Genomic DNA, 18,979 nt, shown 5'->3' on the forward strand with positions numbered 1-18,979 from the left:
TAGCGTCTAGTGTAAATTTGGTGGCATGGTCGACGTATACCAGGCACTGGCCCATCCCGTTCGACGCGCGGTTCTCAGGAAGCTGAGGAACGGGCCGGTGTCTGCGGGCGACCTTGCAGCGGATTTTCCCGTGTCGAAACCGACGATGTCACGTCATTTCGCCGCCCTGAAAGACGCGGGCCTGATCCACGCCGAACGCGACGGAACGACAATCCGCTACCGGCTGAATGTTTCGGTGGCCGAGGAAGCGCTGAGCGGTCTGATGGATCTGTTCGGTGCCGGCAAGCCACGACAAGAGGAGTAAATCACGATGATTCGCAAAGGTCTGATCGGATCGATTCCGCTGCTCATCCTGATCGGCGCGCTCGGTGCTGCCGGGTGGTTCATGGTGCCGGCCGGCGAGGCGGTCGCGGTGCACTGGGGCACGGGCGGCGAAGTCAACCGCACCGGCGGCCGGCTCGAAGCCTTCGTCTTTATGCCCATCCTCGCGCTGGGCCTGACGCTCATATTCGTCGTGGCGCCCTACATCGATCCCCGCGGTCGCAACCTCGAAAAATCGTCGGCGCTGTGGCTGACGGCCTGGCTCGGCACGCTGGTCGTTCTTGCCATCGCCCAGGGCGTGATCACGTTGTCGGCAATCGGACTGATCGAGGCCGGCAGCGCGACGATGCCGCGGATCATCGCCAGCCTCGTCGCCTTGTTCATCATCGTCATCGGCAACTTCCTGAGCAAGGCGCGCCCCAACTGGTTCGCCGGCATCCGCACCCCCTGGACCCTGTCGTCCGACCGCAGCTGGGACGTCACCCACCGCTGGGCCGCGCGCCTGTTCATCGCCGCCGGCCTGGGCTCGCTGGCTGCCGTCTGGCTGACCGACAAAGACACGGGCTGGATGATCATGTTGGCGGCAATCCTGTTCGCCGCCCTCCTTCCCGTCGGTCTGTCCTACTTCGTCTGGCGAGCCGATCCTCGACGAGAGACATACAGCGCGCAGACGGGCAAGAAAGACTGAAAAGGTCGCACTTCTACCGGTCAGGCTTGCGTCCGGTGATCATCGCGCGGACCAGGTTCTCCTTGTGGAGACGACTGGCAACCACCACGCCCACGACGTGAACGACGACGAGGCCGAGCATCACGTTGACGAGCACTTCGTGGGCTTCTTCCCAGAAATGCTCGTCAGCGGACCAGAGTGCCCGGGCACCGCCCTCGCCCGCCTCGACAACCCAGCCGGCCAGCGGTCCGGCCTGTTCCTCCAGCGCGTAGAGCACGAGACCGCTGAAAGCGAGCGCGCCCATGCAGGCGAGCAACAGCAGGATCATGATGCCACCGGCGGGATTGTGGCCACGGTAGTGCCTGGCCTTGCCGCGGACCATATTGCCCAGGTATTGCCAGACCGTCGCCGGCGAACGGACAAAATCCCCGAAGCGGGCGTGCTCGGAACCCACGAAGCCCCAGAGCACCCGAAGCAACACGATGGCCAGCAGCGTGTAGCCGATCCACACGTGCAGTGTCATCACCTCGTCTTCCATGATGTAGTTGATGAAAAAGCCGACCACCAGCAACCAGTGGCCGATGCGAACCGCCGGATCCCAGACGCGTGTCGACGAAGAGTTTTCCTGATGGCTCATGTGATGGCTCATGGCGATGATCCGTAGAATTGACTGGGGGCAAGCATGTACCCACCCTGCATTCATTAGAATCCGGCAAATGACCTGTCGGCCACGAGACCCCCAATATGTCGAATGACAGATTCACCTCCCCCGGAACGCCGCTGCTGCTGATCGTGTTCGGCGCAATCGCGGTGCTGATCGGCTGGGATCTCCTGTCGGACTCCGCCGAGGGCGTCGACCCGATCCACGTGCTGGTGGAATTGGCTCTGCTGGTGCTGGCGGCAAGCATGTTCGCCTGGCTGCTGATGCTGGTCATCCGAGGACGCCAACAGTTGAGTTGGATGAACACCCGACTCGATTCGGCCCGCGTTGAATCGCGCCGCTGGAGAGAACGCTACCGGTCCACCATACGGGGATTGAGCGAAGCCATCCAGGATCAATTCGAGACCTGGCAGTTAAGCAAGGCCGAAGCCGAGATCGCCCTGCTCCTGCTCAAGGGCCTGAGCCTGAAGGAGATTGCCACCGTGCGCGAGACCGGGGAGCGAACGGTGCGCGAACAAGCGCGCGCCGTCTACCGCAAGGCCGGGCTGGCCGGCCGCTCGGAACTGTCGGCTTTCTTCCTCGAGGACCTCCTGCTGCCCGATCCGGAGGCCATGCCCGAAGACCCGACGACCGTCAGATCCGACCGCCGCCCTTGACCATGCTCATGACCTGGCTCATGTCGAGGTTCTGGGCCTTGTGCTCGATCTGCGGTATGAACTCGCTCTGCTTCTGCTTGGCCGAGCCGAGCATCTCGTTGAAAGTCGACTTGAGCAACTCGGTGCTCATCTGCCGGCCGCCGGCGTAATAGCGCCGCGCCACATGACCCAGGGCATAGGTCGTGGCGAAAGAGAACGCCATGCCGGTCGCCGAGCGGCCCACGCGACCGACGCCGCGCCCCGCCATTCCGCCCAGCAGACCGCCGATGAGCTTGCGGCCGAACTGCTCGAGGTATTGCGAGGTCATGCCCACGCCCAGGGTGGCCAGGAATTCCTTGATGTGGCCGCGATCGAGCTCGACGCCGTATTCCTTGCCGATGCCGAAGACCATGCGGATCTGCAACGGAATGATCGCCATCGACGCCCAGGACTGCGGCAGCAGTTCCAGCGCCCCATTGAGGATCGAATAGTTGAGGATGGTCTTGTCCATGGCCACCTCGTCAACCGCCGTGGCGCTGCCGATCGGCGGCTGGGTGGCTGCCGCTTTCGACACCGTTGCCGGCGCGGCGGCCTCGACCATGTCCACGACGCGGTCGGCCTCGTGCTCGATCTGTGCCGATTCGTCGGCATCCATGCCCAGTAGTCCGCGCAACCGGTCGAGGAACCGACGCTCGTCGTCGGTCATGCGGCCATCGGCATCGCATACGCCCACCGCCATTTCGTAGGCCAGGTGCTTCTCGCCGGGGTCCGTGAGCAAACCGGCCGAATCGGCAAGGCTCACGCGCTTGAGCAGCACGTCCTGGTAGAGCGCGCGCAGATCCGGCGCGTTCTCGCCCGAGAGCGACTCGGCGATATTGCGGATTTCCTCGCGTTCGTGCTCGTGCTTGGCGCCGTCGGCAAAGGCGGCGAACAGGGCGATGGTCAAAAGCGCGCCGTCGCGCTCGCGGGTGTCGGTCATCGATGCCTCCTTGGGCTTTCTGAAATGATTAGTACGGCCTCCGGGCGGCAACTTCAAGGACCCGCGTCATCGGCGTGACAGGCGCACCGTGATACGATCCGGTGACCAGCGCGGTTGCGGGGTTGAGGGATCCCGCCCGCGCCGACGGGGACAGCATGTGAACGACGCTCAGCAGACCGAAGATCGGGCCGTGGACCTGGCCCTGCGAATCCGGCGGGGCGACCGGAGTGCCGAAGAGGCGCTGGCCGGTTTTTATGGCCCGAAGATCGAGTTCGTCCTGCGCCGGCACGTACGCGAACCCTCACTGGCCGCCGACCTGCGCCAGGAAGCGCTGATGGTGGTCATCCAGCGCCTTCGCGATGAGGGCCTGGCCGAACCCGAGAAGCTTGCCGCCTTCCTGTACCAAACTGCCATCAACCTGGCCAAGGGTGAGGCGCGCACCTACTTTCGCCGAAACACCCATCCGGATTTCGAGGCCGTCGAGCGCGCCGCCACCCGCGAGCCGCTACTGGTCGATCGTCTCGAACGACGCGAACTCGGCAAGATCGTTCAAACCCTGCTCGACGAACTCGGCCAGGAGCGCGATCGCGAGATCCTGCGCCGCTTCTACCTGCGCGAGGAAGCCAAGGAGAGCATCTGCGCCTCGCTGGAACTGACCCCGGCGCATTTCGACCGCGTGCTCTATCGCGCCAGGCAGCGGTTTCGCCAGATCCTGGAAGCCCGCCTGGGTGACGGCAACCTGATCGTCCGCTGACCCGCCATGGATGAGAGATTCGAAGCCATGAAGACAGTACTACCCATGCCACGCAACGGTGATTCCGCATGAGCGATGCACCCGAAGACCGGAATCGTCGCGTCGAGGAATATGTGCGGGGGCATGCCGACGACGAGACCGCGCGCCAATTGGAAATCGAGATGCTCGAGGACGACGACCTGTTCGAACGGGTACAGACCGAAGACCTGCTCAGGCGGGGCTTCGAGGAGACCGAACGCGTCGCTTCCTCCGATCGGCCAAAGCGCCAATCCGGTAGCACGCCCCTGCCCCGCCTCGGCTGGGCGCTGGCGGCATCCTTCGCGGCCGTAACTGTGGCGCTCGGACTCTATTCGTCACAGCTAAACGAGCGAATCGACAATCTCCAGGCACCGAGCGCCGGAATTCCAGTGGTCACGCTTTTTGAACAGCGCAGCCTGCTTCCGGAACCCGCCGACTCCACGCTTCAACTGACCGGCCATAAGGGGCCGGCACTACTGGAGATCGATGTTTCCGGCTATTCGCACGCATCTTTCCAGCTCGAGCTCGTACGCGACGAAGGAAACCTGATCTGGGAAGCGCAGACTCCGGACGAACGCGGTTATCTCACCGTAATGTTGCCGGAAGCTGGGGAGCTAAAATCGATCGTCGTCCGTTCTCCAGGCGGTCAAACTTTGAAGTCCTACAAATTGAGGGAGCACTAAGCCATGTTGAAGCATGTATACACCGCGTCAGTCCTGGCGCTGATAACGTTCGCCACTAGTGTCGACGCACAAGACCCGGCCCTGGTCGGGTTCGACTGGGAAGTCACTTTCTGCACGAGCGCCAACGCGTCCAGTCCATGCACCGACGTCCGCAAACCAAAGCCGGGATCGCGACTCGGTATTCACTTCAAGGACGGTCTTCAGTTTCGTTTCTCGACACCGGTTCCCGAGGGGTTCCTACGACTCGCCGGCCGCTCACTGGACTTCGATCTGGACGAGAACCCGCCACGCGTTGCCATCACGTTTCTCGACTACGGGGAGGACGGTAATGAAGAAATGAAGACGGCGATCATCTCTGCCCTGCATATCGATGGAGCACCGGAAGGCGAGGAACTGAACGAATGCGTAGAGTACTTGCGACAGCGCTTTGGTCAGGGATTCTCCGAGACACAAGCCCAATCGGAGTGCGAACGAGATTCCCTGGTCTACTGGCAGATTCTGCCCGGAGATCACACCACTTTTGTTGAAGTCGACTGGGGCGAAATTCAGCCCTACGGGCCACCGGGAAGCGGACACGGTACCGGCAGCGACGGCGGCGGGCAATCGAATTGATTGCGAGAACGAGCGCATATAAGTTCGGAGCATGTAGCGAATTGTCGGGCGCTAATTCCGGCATCCGATACTGATAGGCTCAGTTTTTGCTGACCGATAAACTCGATAGAAGACTAGTTGCTACAACTACAGAAGGAGCGATCCATGATCTTGAGAAGAACCATTCTTACCATAGGGCTTTTGCTGGCAGTACTTTCACTACCAGTTCATGCCCAGTCTCAGACGACTGAGCTCTTTGGCCAAACTTGGCATATCATCGGCTGCAACAAGCTGTCAGGTGGCCTTTGTGAGGAACAACTTGAGAACCCTCTTATGCCCGGCGACATGATCCAGGTCGATCGGCTCTCATCAGGACTAGTATCTTTTATCATTGTTGACTACGACACTCAGGGAAGCGCCCAAGTGCACTCTCTGGACGGGATGCTGCACAATCCTCAGCAATCAGACGAAGCCCAAGAGATTCGAGTCAGGTTTTGGGACCAACCGAACGGGAGCAGCACCGGAGAATGGAAGGAGCTTACCATTCATTCTCTGAGCAACGACGCCGAATCATGTGAGTCGGATTTGGCTCAGTTTTGGGGGTCCGAACCACCCGAAGAGATTCTCTTCAGCACTTGCAAGAACTCTTCGGGCCATAGAGTCTATTGGCGTGTAAATACCCTCGGAATCGGCGAGCCCGTTGAAATAAGCGGCCCCCCGGGCGATGGGCATGGCACTGGCAGCGATGAGCCGCAAAACTGATGAAATGCAAGCAGCTCTGCGACCATCACTCCTTGCGGTCGCGCTCGCGCTGTCTGAAGGTGGCTGGTCTGTAGAGAATCAAGGCTTCGAACTCCAGCCCGCAGGCTTGTTTGAATCCACCGCGCCCTGCGTTCAGATACAGAACCAGGGCGTGGACATTATCGCAGAGTACATAGATGACTACGGAGAGCTGCAGCGTCGAGCGGGAAGCTGGCTTGGCCGCCATGGCCGATACCTGCTTCCCCCACCGGAAGCTGCTACCCACGCTATCCGATTTCGCGCTCTCGAAGACGTCGAGATCAGCGAAGCCGATGTCCAGATCTCTACCTGCCCCGAGGATCTTCCGCGCGACGGAATAGCGGGGCTGGCGTCGGCGATCGACCAGAGACTCGCTGCATACTTTGGCGACGAAAGCCAGAGAGGGATCATCGTCGATGACTTTGGAGCCGCCATTGATGCCTTCGAGCGCAGCGAACACGACGTCTGGTTGGCCATCGCAAGCTACGAACTGGCGGACCTGCTCCGGGCCAGGGATAGGCTAGAAGAAGCTGCCGAGCTTTTTCTGAGAGCGAAGGATCTCTTCGTCGTCCTGGGCGACGGATTCGGGCAGGGATCGGCCACCAACGGTCTGGGACTGGTGGCGCTGCAGAATGGTCGACTACATGAAGCCGGTGTTCACTTCGAGCAGGCGTTGTCAATATTCATCGAACTGAATGATCGACACCACGTTGCCGCCATCAACAACAACCTGGGGCTACTCGAGATGCGCCGGGAAAGGCTTCTGCCAGCAGCCGAGCATTTCGAGATTGCGCTGAGTATCCTGCAAGGCCCCGTCGACCTTCGCGACATCAAGCCCACTGTCGAACCCGACGTGGCAATGGACGGCGCTGCCGAGTTGACCTGGGCACTCAACACCCTCAACAACCTGGCAATCGTGCGCCGCAAGCAGGGCGCGGTGGCGCTGGCCGAACGCTACTGGCGCAACCTGCTGGCGCTGGAAGGTCACGTGGACCGTGCGCGGACCGGCGCCGAGGCCAGGCACAATCTGGCAGGCCTGCTGATCCGCCAGGGCCGGCTGGACGAAGCCCTGCCGATCCTCTCTCGGGCCATGGAACTATTCGACGCCGACGGCGCGCGTCGCTGGATGAGCGAGGTTCGCGTCCGTCTCAGCCAGATCTACTTCCATCTCGGGGATATCGATGCCGCCCTGCATTTCGCACACGAAGCGGTCGAGCTCAAGCCTGAGGATCTCGACGCCCGCCTACGCGCCCTGCGCAACCTGGCCGACCTCGAGCAGGAACTGGCCGACTTTCCGGCAGCCATCGCGGCGATCGACAACGCGCTGGCCCTCATCGCCGATCGCCCGGACTCGCGCCAGCATCTGATGCTGGAGAGCCGGCGGGCGCACGTAGCATTACTCGCCGGAAGCCCTGATCGCGCGATCGAGACTCAAGGTGCCGTCCGCAACGCCATGGCTGAATTCGGCCAGCCGGGCGAATCAGCCATCGTGGCCTACCGCCTGGGCGTGGCGCTGATCGCCGACGGCCGCCACGACGAAGCCCGCCGAATACTGCACGATGCCCTGTCGGTCTTCCGCGACACACAGCGGGTCTTTCACGAACTGCTGACCCTGGATGCCCTCCTCGAGCTGCCCGCCGGTGGCGACGCGGCCCGCCTGGAGACTAGCACGCAGGCCTTTGATCGGGCCCTGGCGCTGCGCGGGCAATCCCTAGGCAACGTCCGCCGGTTGGGGATGTCGGCGACGCTCGGGCGCATCGACGAAAGGCATATTCGCCTGCTCGTCGAAATGGACCGGCCGGAACAGGCCTGGGAATCCACTGCCCGCGTGCGGGCATCCGAAACCATCGACCTGCGTAGGGCCCATCGCCGCGGGCTGAAGCGATCCGACCGGCGTCGCCTGCTCGACCGGCACGGCGCGTTGATGACGCAGTTGCACGAGCGGCGACTCGTCGGTGCTGGCGACAGAGACGAACCGGACGAACAGGAGCTGCTGCTGGCCATCGACCGGCTCGAAACCCGCCTGCGGCAGCTCGAAGGGAGGGGCCCGGAAGGCGCGCGGACATCGCTTGCCGCGGTCCGCTCGCGGCTTGAAGCGCATCAGCTGCTTCTCACGTTCTATCTGATGGAGGATAGAAGCTTTCTCTGGGCCATTTCGTCCGAGCGGTCCCGGATGTTCGAGTTGCCCGGTTCCGGGCGGATCGAAGCACTCGTATCGGATCTGCTGGCGCGCCTGCGCCACCCCCGCCAGGCCGTCGGCGCCATCGGCCGACTGGCCGGTGAGCTGGGCGGGATGCTCGTCGAACCGGCCTCCGAAATGATCGCTCGCTCCGACGAATTGCTGATCGAGCCGCACGGCAACCTGCAGGGCCTGCCGTTCAGCCTGCTCGTCAACGACGGCACGCCGCTCGGCAAGCGCCTCGCCCTGCGCCGCATCGCCGCGATGGACAACGCCTTACCCGCTTCGCCGGCAAGCTTTGGCGCCAAACCCAGGATGATGCTGGTCGCCAATCCCGGCTGGCAATCCGGCGGGGCGCCGGCCAGCTCGCTGCCGGAACGCAGCCTGGCGAGGCAACTCATGCGAGGCGGCCTGCTTGCCCGGCTACCGGGCACGCAGCGCGAAGCGCAATTGCTCGGAGAGCTCGATCCCGCCGCGGTCGACGTGCGAATCCGCACCGGGCGCACGGCGTCGCGGCAGTTTCTGCTGGCAGGCGGCCTCGGCGGCTACTCCCTGGTCCACATCGCCACGCACGGCTTGGTCGACCTGCACTACCCGGAACTATCCGCGCTGCTGCTGGCCAACGAAAACGGTCCCGGCCCTTCGCTGCTGCGCCCGATGGAAATCGCCGAACTTTCGCTCGATGCGCAGCTGGTCGTCCTCAGCGGCTGCGAAACCGGCACCGGGCCGGTGCCGGCCGGCGGCGGCGCACTCAGCCTGGCCCGCCCGTTCATGGTCGCCGGCGCGCGCAATGTACTGAGCACGCTGTGGAAGATCGACGATGCGCGCACGGCCGAGTTCATGCAGGTCTTCTATCGCCACCTGCTGATCGAGGCGCAATCACCGGCCGGGGCGCTGGGCGCAGCGCAGCGGCACATGCGACAGCATCGCGAGACGGCCCATCCCTACTACTGGGCGGGCTTCGTACTGACCGGCACCTCGCTGGATGACTGACACGCCATAACGGTGAGAGAACTCGCGCTCTGGCGGCAGTACACGGGCAAGACCATCGCATGCCGACGACCGATGCCCGATCGCAGACCAACCCCGCAAGCTCAAGGCAACGCACCCGTTGCTTCGCGCGCGGTCGCGATCGGCAAGTCCGGCACCGGAATCTTCAGCGAAAGCCAATTGGCGTTGGCGCCCTGCCCTGCGTGGGCCCGAAATGACCGAACCCGCGACTCTCCCTGACTGAGAGGTTTCCAGGGCTCTCCCAGCAACGCCCGAAGTGCACCGCGCTTCGGGCGTTTTACTTGCCGCTGATCGCGGGGCGGCTCGACACGCGCTTGTGCCAGGCCTTCAGCGCCGCGGCATCCTCGGGGAGCTGCATCTTCATGCCGCGCAGCCCGAAGTCGATGGTCACCAGCGCGGTGATGTCGGCCACGCTGAAATCGTTGCCGGCCACATGGTCCCGACCGGAGAGCATGTCGTCGAGGTCATTCATGAACCACTCGAAACGCTGCCGACCGCGCTCGGCCAGTTCCCGAATCTGCGCCACCGGACGGCGCCCCGGCAGCGCATGATCCTTCATGCCCCCGACCGCGTTCCGGAACCCCTCCATCACGGCCAGCATGCCGTTCATCTCGACCCAACGGTCGCGATCGTCGATCAGGGCACGTTCTTCCGGCGTGGTTCCCAGCAGTGGCGGCTCGGGTTGTAGCGCCTCGAGATAGCGGCAGATGGCCGCGCAGGAACTCAAGCAAGTACCGTCATCGAGTTCGAGTAACGGCAGGGTGCAGTCGGGATGAAGCGCCGCGAAGGCGTCGCTCATGTGCTCGCCCTTGCGCATGTCGACAAGGACCTGCTGGATCTCCAGGCCCTTCTCGGCCAGGAAGAGATGGACCCGGCGCGGACTCGGGGCTTCGGGGAATGTGTGCAGTTTCATATTGTCATCCTAACGGTCTTGTTCGGCACTCAGGGATCGACGCTGTGGCTGAACTGGAATTTACCATCCATTTGGTCAACGCAAATCCGGCGGCGCTCGAACAAGCCGAGGAACGGCGGCCTCATCTTCTCCTCCTCGGCTCTCGACTCCAGACGGCAGCGCGTGTCGTGTTCCTTCCGAATCGCCGATTGGATGAGCTCGTCCAGTGCCCTGCGGGCCGCCTCGTCGGGGCGCTCGGGTGCTTCACCCGCCGCTTCCTCCAGGTGCTCCAGGGCCTGGGCAATGCCGCCATCCCACTGCTGCACGTGCCGCCAGGTCTGGCCGAACTCACTCAGCGCCAGGCGCGGATCGGGCAGGCGATCGACCAGCGCCCTGGCCCGCTCCAGCTGCTCCGGCAGTCGCTCCAGCCCGAGCAGACCGCAGTCCGGATTGAAGTGCAGTCCGCGCGCCTGCATGTAGGCCACCATTCTCAGACGCCGGGTCACCGCCGTGCGGTGATCGGCGTGTTCGAGCCGCCTCGCCTCGGCGCGAAAGAGCGCCTCGGCCGTTCGATACAGCTTGGCGACCTGGGCCCTGGTGACGTCGCGACGCCTGAAGTCGCAGGCCAGGTGATCGAGCATTTCGATGATCCGGGTATCCAGCCAGACCGCCTGGCCCGCGCTGTTGTCGCAAGCACTCTGCAGCAATGGCGTGATGCGCCGCTTGGCATCGATCGTTTCCGACCGCAGGCTGGCCACGTCGAGCAGGCGGCTGTCGCAGGTGCGAAGCGCATCGCGCAGTTCGCGCCTGGCGACCGGATCATCTTCCCGCCCCTGGCGCTTGAGCCGGATGACGCGCTCCAGCGGCCCGGTGATGCGCTCGCGCGCTGCATGGTGCGACGCCCTGCGGCGCGCCTCCTCGGCCGGTGGAATGCAGTCGACCAGGGAGCCGTAAACGATTTCCCAGGCGGTGGTACCGCGGTTGGCAATGTCCTGCTCGAGCAGCAGTGTGTCGATCGGCGGCATTGCCACCTCCCGCCCCTTGAGCACCATCGGCATCGAACCGTCGCTGAGCCCGAGACTGGTGAACTTCCAGCTCGAATAATGGATCGAGGTGGGCAGGCCCTCGCCGCGCGGCAGGTTGTCGATGGCGCCCTCCCGCCCGAAATGGATCCCCGAGAAGTCTCCCTCGATCGCTCGCTCACCGCGCTGGAGCTCATCGATGTCGAGCGGGTCGAGAACCGGCCAGCCGTCCGTCCTTGCCCGCTGCTGGGCGCGAAAGGCGCCGCCGGGCAGGTTGAGCATATTCTCGGGCTTGAGGTCGGTGTGGGTGACGTCGTCGGCCAGCATCTCGTGCCCGTTCTGAAACAGGTTGGCCGCCATCCGCAGGCGATGGCTGAGCGGACAATCCTCGATCAGCCGCTTGCGCGCGTCGAGGTCAGAGAGCATGCCGCCGGCGCTCCAGTCGAGCACGGTCAGCATCAGCTTGTGCTCGAAATCGACCGTGACCCGGTGCAGAAGCGGCCCCAGGTTGCGCCTGAACAAGGCGCTCCAGTCTTCTCCCAGGGCCTTTCTCGCCGACGACGGGTCGCCGGGGCCGGCGGGCCTGACCGCACTGAGGGGGCTGGTCACCGTGGACAGGATTTCCTCGGCCAGTTCGGGATGGGCGCAGGCCTGGGCCAGCAACGCCGGCGCCTGCACGCCGTGAACGTACTGATGCGCCTGGATCAGGCGGACCAGGTCGCCCACCGTCTCGAACGGCACGGCCTTGACCACCAGTCGATGCCCTTCGTTGCGATAGACCGCCACGTTGCGGTGCGATCCCATCACGCGAGGCCCGCCGTCGGCGCCGCGTTCCACCCGGTAGGTCAGCCCCTTGATGACGAATGATGCGTGGTTGTGAAAGTAGGCTTCGCACTCGCCCGGGCCGCCCCATATTCGCTCCTCGGCATTGCGGCGCCAGGAGCTTCGCGCCAGGTCGGACAGCCGTTCCCGGGCAGCGGCGTCGACGTGCTCGCGGAAACGACGCTCGAAAGCGTTGCCCGGCGCGAGAAACCGCACCCGGCCGTTCGCGGCTCGAAACGGAATGCCGCGCGTGGTGCCCACGAACACGCTGGTGACCGACTGGCTGTGGCTGCCGTCGTCGTGACGATGGGGCCGAACCGACAGCCGAAGGGCGAACGGTCCCTGCCGCGGCAGCTGCTCGCCGGGATGAAAATTCTGCATCGCCGACTGGAAGCGGCTTCGGCCGGAATCGGGAAGGCGGGCACGGGTGCGCAGGTTGTGGTCGAAATACTGGATCGCCGAGAGGAGATCGCGGTCGCTGCCGCCCGAGTCGGGCAGGAAGTAGTCCCGCCACCAGGCGCCCAGGTCCCGGTTGCAGTCGCTTTGCGCCTGCATCAGGCCGAAAATCTTGCGGAAATAGGCCTCGCGCAGGGCATCGTCGCCCCGAACGGCCTCGACGCTGTGCCAGCGCCGGTCAAGGTAGAGCGGATCCTCGATGCGGGCAAACAGGCGCGTACGCCCCAGGTTCAAGCGGTAGGCGACATCGCGCGAAGAGAGGTAGCGAAACTCCAGCTCGACATAGGTCACGGCCAGGTTGTCGGTCGGAAAAATCCGGCGCGGACGGGCCTCGAGGTCGGCAAAACCGGCCGTTCCCAGGGCCGAGTCGTCCTCGCCCGTGCGCTGTTGCACCAGGGGAATATGCGGAGCCCGACGCGCGAACGCAGCAATCAAGGCGCTTTCGCGCCGCCGAACGCGCTGCAGGGTCGACTCGCCCAGTTCCCGATCCTTGCGGGTGAACGAGAACAGGGGTGTCAACAATTCGGCGCTCAAGTCGGATTCTTCGGGTGCTGGCAGACCGGACAGTGATAGAGCCGGCGGCTACTGACGGTGACACGCTCGATGGGCGAGTCGCAGGCAAAGCATACCTGACCGTCACGGTTGAAGACGAAGTGGCGATAGTCGCGCCGGTGCCAGCCGGCCTGCTCGAGCTCGCGGACGCGCTGCGGATCGTTGGTCAGCCCGCCGGTATCGACCGAGCGCCACATCAGGGTGTGCGCGGCCTCAGCCAGGCCGGACAGCGCGTTGTCGTCCAGGTCGCGGGGCCGCAGCCGCCAATCCAGGCCGGCAACGTGCAGGATCTCAGAGCGCAGGTAGTTGCCCACGCCGGCCAGGAACCCCTGGTCGAGCAGCAGGTGGCCCAGGCGCTTGCGCGCGAAGCGCGCCTGCCCGATCCATTCGACCACGCGCTCGACATCGGCACCGCTGGAGAGAATGTCCAGGCCGGCGCGTGCAATGAAGGGATGCTCACCGAGCCTGCCGGCTTCGATGACTTCGATTTCCGACGCGCTGTAGAGCAAGGCCGAGCGCTCCTCGGTCGACAATGCCAGGCGCAGTTGCCGATTGGTGTCGGGCCGGCGGCCGGCCTCGGCGAACAGCCAGCGGCCGTAGAGCTGGTTGTGGGTGTAGATGGTGGTGCCGTCGGCAAAGCGCAGCAGCAGCGCCTTGCCGAGCGTGTCGACCGACTCAAGGGACTGCCCGGCCAAGCGCTCCGACCAGTGCTTGAGCCGATCGAAGGCGAACCAGACTTCGCTCAGGGCATGATCGCCCAGAACCCCGGCCACCTTGCGGGCCGTCAGGTACATTTCCGGCCCCTCAGGCATGGAAGCGCTAGAGCCCCAGCGCCACGACCAGCGCCGCCAGCGCGGCCAGACCGAGCGCCGTGATGGTCAGCCAGCGAATCATGGAACGCCGCGCCGCATCGGCGCCCTCGCCCTCCAGGCGCTGAAACTCATGGTCATTGAGCGCGGTGCTGGCGCGATGAGACGGATCTTCGAGCAAGGCCTCGGCGTCCTCCGCCTGCTCCGGGAGCACGGCCCAGAGCGCGGCCCGGAACCGGCCCTGGTGAGCCAGGTTCAGGCGCAGCGAGGTCATGTCGGTCACGTGCGTGGCAATCCCGCGCGAACGCAGGAAGGCAGCGCGCTCTTCGGCTTCCGAACGCGTGGCGTACTTGGCGATCATTTGCATGCCAACAAGCTACCATGACCGCTTCAGCAACGGGAGCCACCCATGATCACCCTGCATCACCTGGAACATTCACGTTCCCAACGCATCCTCTGGCTGCTCGAGGAGCTCGGCGCCGACTACGAGGTGCAGCGCTACCAGCGTGACCCGAAAACCAGCCTCGCGCCGCCGGAGCTTCGCTCGATTCATCCGCTCGGCAAATCACCCGTCATCACCGACGGCGAACGGGTGCTGGCCGAGTCGGCGACCATCATCGAGTACCTCGCGCGCAGCTACGGCGGCGGCAAGTGGGCGCCGTCACCCGACGACCCGAGCTACTGGCAATTCAGCTACTGGATGCACTACGCCGAGGGCTCGCTGATGCCCCCGCTGCTGCTCAAGCTGGTGTTCACCAAGGTCCGCACCGGCTCACCCCTGTTCGTTCGCCCGGTCGCGGCCGGCATCGCCGCCCAGGTGGACCGGACCTTCACCGACCCGCAGATCCGCACACACTTCACGTTCGTCGATGCGCATCTGGCCGAACACGAATGGTTCGCCGGTGAATCGATCACGGCGGCCGACATCCAGATGAGCTTTCCGCTGGAGGCCGCGACAGCCCGCGGCACGGTCGATGAAACGACCTTTCCGCACATCTTCGAATACGTGCGGCGATTCCAGGCCCGGCCCGCCTACCAGCGCGCGCTCGAAGTCGGCGGTGACTACGACTACGGACCGGCCTGAGCGCTCTTGCCCGGCTGCCCGGCCTAGTGTACCCCGTCACTCACCTTATAACTTATAGAGCGCCGGTTCCAGCCGATCGATGATGCGGTGGATGACGCAGACGTCATCGACCATGGTCTCCACGCCGTCCACCAGCCGCGATTCCCTGGCCAGGACATGGCCCACGTCGAGAAAGGGCCGGGCGCGTTCGGTCTTGATCGGGCCGAGCGCCCGACCGACTTCATAGCGGCTGAGGGAAAAATAGAAGCTGTCGTACTTGAATCCGGCAGCCAGCGCGGGCCGGTTGTTGACCTGGCGCCCTTCGCCCGCGTTTATGGCCAACAGGGCCCGACGCCATTCCGGCGTGAGCACGGCCTCGACCTGCGATGAATCGAGCTCGGCGCCACGCTCCGGGGTGACCAGGAAGGTTTCGTCGAACTCGGCATCGCCGGTCGGGATGGTCTTTGGCGTGAGTTTCTTGATGAACCAGCCGAAGTTGGGCCGGATGCTGAAACCGGGATCGACGCTCATCGGCAGCTCCACGCGGCCAAGCAGCCCATGGAACACCGTACTCGTGCTGTCGTTGCTGTCCTTGTCGCGGCTGACGCGCTCGAGCGTGGCATGCACCATCTCGAAGCGGGTCTGATGGTGTCGACCGCGAATCAAGTGGGCCAGGTCCGCGCGCGACCAGCTGCCGACCAGGTCGAGCGCATCGAACGGCGCGACGAAGTCATGGGAGTCGAGTGCGTTGCGGTACTCGAGATCGTCACTGATCGACTCGCACACCAGCGGCACCAACTCCTTTTGGGCGGCGGCCGACCAGCGCTTCTGCGCGCGCTGAAGCAGGACGAGACCGGCAACGAGGGCGAGGATCAGCGGTACGAGCGCCAATCCGAATCCGGCATCGGTCAACAGCACGACCAGCGCTAAAATCACGGCAGCGGCGGCTATCAGCGCCAGGTTGCGAATCAGGCGCGCGCGAGACCTTTCGCGCTCTTGCTCAACGGCATCGATACGGGGTTGAATCCGCTCGATCAGTTCAACGACATCGATCTTCGGCGTCGCGCTCATAAAATCCTCCCGGTTGTTTCAATCCCAATTGCGAAAGATATGGCTGTCGGCCCGCCCCGTTTCCCGCTTGCGCCGCTCGGCTGCCTGCTCGCGACGGTGCTCGGCCAGGTGAGCGGCCACGTCGATGACGATCTTGAGCACGACCAGCAGCGCCAGTGCATAGAGCGGCTCGCCCAGCCAGCTCACCAGAAAACCGCCGCCGACAATGGTGACGTGCAGAATCATCACCCGCCGGTACGGCGCGACCATCAAGTCCTTCCCGCTCGTGCGCCGGTACTCGCCATCGCCGAGAAAATTCATCACGTACGAGGCACCGTGGCTGACCAGCAGCGCCAGCAACGGAATCCACAGCCCGAGCGCGTGGCCGCCGTCATGGGCCTCCGGCCGGAACACCGTCATGACAAACGCTCCGTGAACCAGGGTAAACAGGCCGTAGTGAAAGCAGAAAAAGGGCATGAGCAACCACACGCTGCCGTCCCCGTTGCGGCGATAGACCGTCACGAAGCGCGCCAGCGTGTAGAGACCGATGATCAGGTTTTCGGCCCAGAACAGCAGCAGGATTTCATAGACCGCCCAGCCGAAGTAGAAGACGCCTGCAAGGGGCACCAGGTTGGCGGCGACCAGCAGCAGGGCCGTCAGATGCGCGCGTTTGTCGAGCAATGGCCTTTCCGGAATGGTTCCAGGACTCACTTACGACAACTACGCAAGTTTCCTGCCACTGCTCGGTGGCGCACACGCTGTCCGACGAGGCCCTTGCTATCATGCAGGCACTTCCCGTCGGAGAAACAAGCCATGAACCGCCTTTCGCTCACCCTTGCGACCTTCGCGCTGACCTGGGCTGCATGCATCGCATCGGTTTCGGCCCAGGACACCGGCAAACCCATCCTGCACGGCAAGCACTGGGTGGCGGTAACCGGCAAGCCGCTGGGCGCGACGGCCGGGGCGCGGATGTTCCACCAGGGCGGCAATGCGGTCGATGCCGCCGCGGCCATGCTGGCCGCCACCGCCACCATGTGGGACACGCTCGGCTGGGGCGGCGAGACGCAGGCCCTGATCTACAACCCCGAAACCGGCGAAGTCATCGGCGTCAACGGCGTCGGCGTCGCCCCCACCGGCGCCACGCCCGAGTTCTTCCGCGAGCAGGGCATGCAGTACCCGCCGGAAAACGGTCCGCTGGCCGCGGTGACACCCGGCACCCCGGGCAGCCTGATGGTGATGGTGGCCGAGTACGGCAAGCTCAGCCTGGCTGACGTGCTGGCCCCGGCCATCGAGATGGCCGACGGCTACCCGATCGAGAAAGCCCAGGCGGACAACATGGAACGTCGGCGCGAAGTGCTCGCGCAATGGCCCGCATCGCGGAAAGTCTTCCTGCCGAACCACGACCCGGACGACCCCGACCAGCGCGCGGCCCCGCGCGAGGGCGAAATCTTCGTCCAGGAGGACCTGGCCGAGACCCTCCGGAAACTGGTCGAAACCGAGCAGCAGGCCCTGGAAGAGGGCAAGAGTCGCGAGGAGGCCATCTACGCCGCCTACGACCGCTTCTACACCGGCGACATCGCTCGCGAGATCGTGCGCGCCACGCGCGAGGCCGGCGGGCTGTTCACGCTGGAAGACCTCGCCGACTGGGAGGTCAAGCTCGAAGAACCCGTGACCACCGACTACCGCGGCATCGACGTCTACAAGCTGACCACCTGGACGCAGGGCCCGGTGATGCTGCAGGCGCTCAACATCCTCGAAGGCTTCGACCTCAAGGCGATGGGCTACAACTCCCAGCGCTACATCCACACCCTCTACCAGGCCATGAACCTGGCCTTCGCCGACCGCGATTTCTACTACGGCGACCCCTACATGCCGCCGGATGAGCCCGTCGAGGGGCTGCTGTCGAAGGAATACGCGGCCGAGCGCCGCAAGCTGATCCGCGACGACCGTAACCTGACCGACTACCTGCCGGGCGACCCGTACCAGTTCCAGGACGGCGACAATCCCTTCGAAGAACTTCGCCAGAGCTGGCAGCTCGTCCCTCCGGATGCCGAGGCCGAGGGCGAGGAAGGCTTCCAGCAGGCCAGCACCCTGTCCTTCGAGGAAGGCTTCCGCGCCGGCACCACCGCCATCCAGGCCGCCGACGCCGAGGGTTGGGTCGTTTCCGTCACGCCTTCGGGCGGCTGGGTGCCGGCCTTCATCGCCGGCGAGTCGGGCATCGGCCTGAGCCAGCGCATGCAAAGCTTCGTGCTCGACAAATCACTCAACCCCTACAACGTGGTCGAGCCGGGCAAGCGCCCGCGCGTGACGCTCACGCCCTCGATGGCACTGAAAGACGGCAAGCCGCTGATGGCTTTCTCCGTCCAGGGCGGCGACACCCAGGACCAGAACCTGCTGCAGTTCTTTCTCAACATGGTCGAATGGGACATGAACGTGCAGCAGGCCGCCGAGGGCAAGCAGAACATCATGAGCTACCAGATGCAGAGCAGCTTCGGCGCCCACCAGGCCGAGCCGGGCCGCATCGAAGTGCCACGCTCGCTCTCGCCCTACACCACCGGCCAGTTGCGCAAGATGGGCTACGACGTCGATCGGGTCGATCGCGTCTACAACCCCACCCAGGCCATCTGGTTCGACTTCGAGAACGGCACCATGCAGGGCGGCGCCAGCGACTACGGCGAGGACTACGGCATCGCCTGGTAGGAATACAACGTTCGGATCTCCCCAACCGGCATCCAACGACCTTCCCATCGCCGTGCTTGTCTCACCCGCACCTCGAGTTCGGGTGAGGCGACCGCTATCGGATGGCTTTCGAATCACATTCCCCATCGGCTACATGGCCGACCGCCACGGCAATATCCATCATCCGAAGGTCGAGCCCGACGAGAAGGTCAAGCCCGACGATGCATTGGAAGCCGCGGTGCATTGGCTGGAAAGCCAGCCGGACTGCGCCCGATAGGGCAGACCATCACGGCATGTCCCTCGGCCCGGCCGCGCCTGGAAGGCAGTCGTCGAGTCGCCGCCGCCGTATAATCGC

At 64.5% G+C, this 18,979-nt stretch carries 20 protein-coding genes; 11 read left to right on the plus strand and 9 right to left on the minus strand.

Annotated elements, in window-relative coordinates; genetic code table 11:
* The first annotated feature begins 25 nt into the window (after nt 1-25).
* Both ACDC67_RS10820 and ACDC67_RS10825 read left to right on the plus strand, forming a co-directional pair.
* Entirely contained in the window at nt 26-304 is a 279-nt protein-coding gene (locus ACDC67_RS10820) for an ArsR/SmtB family transcription factor (protein WP_376693041.1), read from the plus strand.
* Nucleotides 305-310: 6 nt separating this feature from the next.
* On the plus strand, nt 311-1,009 hold the full coding sequence (locus ACDC67_RS10825) for an SdpI family protein (RefSeq protein ID WP_376693042.1): 699 nt from the start codon (nt 311-313) through the stop codon (nt 1,007-1,009).
* Between the two features lie 13 nt (nt 1,010-1,022).
* Here the strand turns inward: ACDC67_RS10825 and ACDC67_RS10830 are convergent, their stop codons facing one another.
* Complete coding sequence (locus tag ACDC67_RS10830) at nt 1,023-1,625, minus strand: cytochrome b/b6 domain-containing protein (protein ID WP_376693044.1); 603 nt, start codon at nt 1,623-1,625, stop codon at nt 1,023-1,025.
* A 107-nt stretch (nt 1,626-1,732) separates the two neighbouring features.
* Here ACDC67_RS10830 and ACDC67_RS10835 point away from each other — a divergent pair, with 107 nt between their 5' ends.
* Nucleotides 1,733-2,305, plus strand: a complete 573-nt coding sequence (locus ACDC67_RS10835; protein ID WP_376693046.1) for a helix-turn-helix transcriptional regulator — start codon at nt 1,733-1,735, stop codon at nt 2,303-2,305.
* Here ACDC67_RS10835 and ACDC67_RS10840 read toward each other — a convergent pair.
* Nucleotides 2,283-3,263 (minus strand): YcjF family protein, encoded by a 981-nt coding sequence (locus ACDC67_RS10840; protein WP_376693048.1) that lies wholly within the window; start codon nt 3,261-3,263, stop codon nt 2,283-2,285. The two genes, ACDC67_RS10835 and ACDC67_RS10840, sit on opposite strands and share 23 nt — an antisense overlap.
* 157 nt (nt 3,264-3,420) lie before the next feature.
* Between ACDC67_RS10840 and ACDC67_RS10845 the strand changes: the two genes are divergently transcribed.
* From ACDC67_RS10845 to ACDC67_RS10860, 4 genes are all read left to right on the plus strand, one after another.
* On the plus strand, nt 3,421-4,017 hold the full coding sequence (locus ACDC67_RS10845; protein ID WP_376693049.1) for an RNA polymerase sigma factor: 597 nt from the start codon (nt 3,421-3,423) through the stop codon (nt 4,015-4,017).
* Between the two features lie 68 nt (nt 4,018-4,085).
* Nucleotides 4,086-4,718, plus strand: coding sequence for a hypothetical protein (locus tag ACDC67_RS10850; protein ID WP_376693051.1), 633 nt, complete (start codon nt 4,086-4,088; stop codon nt 4,716-4,718).
* Between the two features lie 3 nt (nt 4,719-4,721).
* Nucleotides 4,722-5,330, plus strand: coding sequence for a hypothetical protein (locus ACDC67_RS10855; protein ID WP_376693052.1), 609 nt, complete (start codon nt 4,722-4,724; stop codon nt 5,328-5,330).
* A 144-nt stretch (nt 5,331-5,474) separates the two neighbouring features.
* Nucleotides 5,475-6,071, plus strand: coding sequence for a hypothetical protein (locus tag ACDC67_RS10860; RefSeq protein ID WP_376693054.1), 597 nt, complete (start codon nt 5,475-5,477; stop codon nt 6,069-6,071).
* Nucleotides 6,072-6,096: 25 nt separating this feature from the next.
* On the opposite strand, the gene ACDC67_RS10865 is transcribed toward ACDC67_RS10860, so the two are convergent.
* The gene (locus ACDC67_RS10865; RefSeq protein ID WP_376693056.1) at nt 6,097-6,549 is read right to left on the minus strand and encodes a hypothetical protein; all 453 of its coding nucleotides are present in this window, start codon (nt 6,547-6,549) and stop codon (nt 6,097-6,099) included.
* Between the two features lie 9 nt (nt 6,550-6,558).
* Here ACDC67_RS10865 and ACDC67_RS10870 point away from each other — a divergent pair, with 9 nt between their 5' ends.
* Nucleotides 6,559-9,261 (plus strand): CHAT domain-containing tetratricopeptide repeat protein, encoded by a 2,703-nt coding sequence (locus ACDC67_RS10870; RefSeq protein ID WP_376693058.1) that lies wholly within the window; start codon nt 6,559-6,561, stop codon nt 9,259-9,261.
* A 295-nt stretch (nt 9,262-9,556) separates the two neighbouring features.
* On the opposite strand, the gene ACDC67_RS10875 is transcribed toward ACDC67_RS10870, so the two are convergent.
* The 4 genes from ACDC67_RS10875 to ACDC67_RS10890 are packed head-to-tail and all read right to left on the minus strand — an operon-like array spanning nt 9,557 to nt 14,199.
* A complete protein-coding gene (locus tag ACDC67_RS10875) occupies nt 9,557-10,192 on the minus strand; it encodes a glutathione S-transferase family protein (RefSeq protein ID WP_376693059.1) in 636 nt (211 codons plus the stop codon).
* A gap of 29 nt (nt 10,193-10,221) precedes the next feature.
* Complete coding sequence (locus tag ACDC67_RS10880) at nt 10,222-13,005, minus strand: hypothetical protein (protein WP_376693061.1); 2,784 nt, start codon at nt 13,003-13,005, stop codon at nt 10,222-10,224.
* The gene (gene nei / locus ACDC67_RS10885; RefSeq protein WP_376693063.1) at nt 13,002-13,835 is read right to left on the minus strand and encodes an endonuclease VIII; all 834 of its coding nucleotides are present in this window, start codon (nt 13,833-13,835) and stop codon (nt 13,002-13,004) included. The genes ACDC67_RS10880 and nei overlap by 4 nt, the downstream gene beginning before the upstream one ends.
* A gap of 7 nt (nt 13,836-13,842) precedes the next feature.
* Nucleotides 13,843-14,199 (minus strand): hypothetical protein, encoded by a 357-nt coding sequence (locus ACDC67_RS10890; protein ID WP_376693064.1) that lies wholly within the window; start codon nt 14,197-14,199, stop codon nt 13,843-13,845.
* Nucleotides 14,200-14,241: 42 nt separating this feature from the next.
* Between ACDC67_RS10890 and ACDC67_RS10895 the strand changes: the two genes are divergently transcribed.
* Nucleotides 14,242-14,916 (plus strand): glutathione S-transferase, encoded by a 675-nt coding sequence (locus ACDC67_RS10895; protein ID WP_376693066.1) that lies wholly within the window; start codon nt 14,242-14,244, stop codon nt 14,914-14,916.
* A gap of 45 nt (nt 14,917-14,961) precedes the next feature.
* Here the strand turns inward: ACDC67_RS10895 and ACDC67_RS10900 are convergent, their stop codons facing one another.
* Nucleotides 14,962-15,966, minus strand: a complete 1,005-nt coding sequence (locus ACDC67_RS10900) for a hypothetical protein (protein ID WP_376693067.1) — start codon at nt 15,964-15,966, stop codon at nt 14,962-14,964.
* An 18-nt stretch (nt 15,967-15,984) separates the two neighbouring features.
* The gene (locus ACDC67_RS10905; RefSeq protein ID WP_376693069.1) at nt 15,985-16,626 is read right to left on the minus strand and encodes a DUF6498-containing protein; all 642 of its coding nucleotides are present in this window, start codon (nt 16,624-16,626) and stop codon (nt 15,985-15,987) included.
* A gap of 132 nt (nt 16,627-16,758) precedes the next feature.
* On the opposite strand from ACDC67_RS10905, the gene ACDC67_RS10910 reads away from it, so the two are divergent.
* Both ACDC67_RS10910 and ACDC67_RS10915 read left to right on the plus strand, forming a co-directional pair.
* Nucleotides 16,759-18,645, plus strand: coding sequence for a gamma-glutamyltransferase family protein (locus ACDC67_RS10910; RefSeq protein ID WP_376693071.1), 1,887 nt, complete (start codon nt 16,759-16,761; stop codon nt 18,643-18,645).
* A gap of 82 nt (nt 18,646-18,727) precedes the next feature.
* Complete coding sequence (locus ACDC67_RS10915; RefSeq protein ID WP_376693073.1) at nt 18,728-18,901, plus strand: hypothetical protein; 174 nt, start codon at nt 18,728-18,730, stop codon at nt 18,899-18,901.
* Nucleotides 18,902-18,979 lie beyond the last annotated feature (78 nt).

Source organism: Wenzhouxiangella indolica, from assembly GCF_042310355.1.
Taxonomy (GTDB): Bacteria; Pseudomonadota; Gammaproteobacteria; order Xanthomonadales; family Wenzhouxiangellaceae; genus Wenzhouxiangella.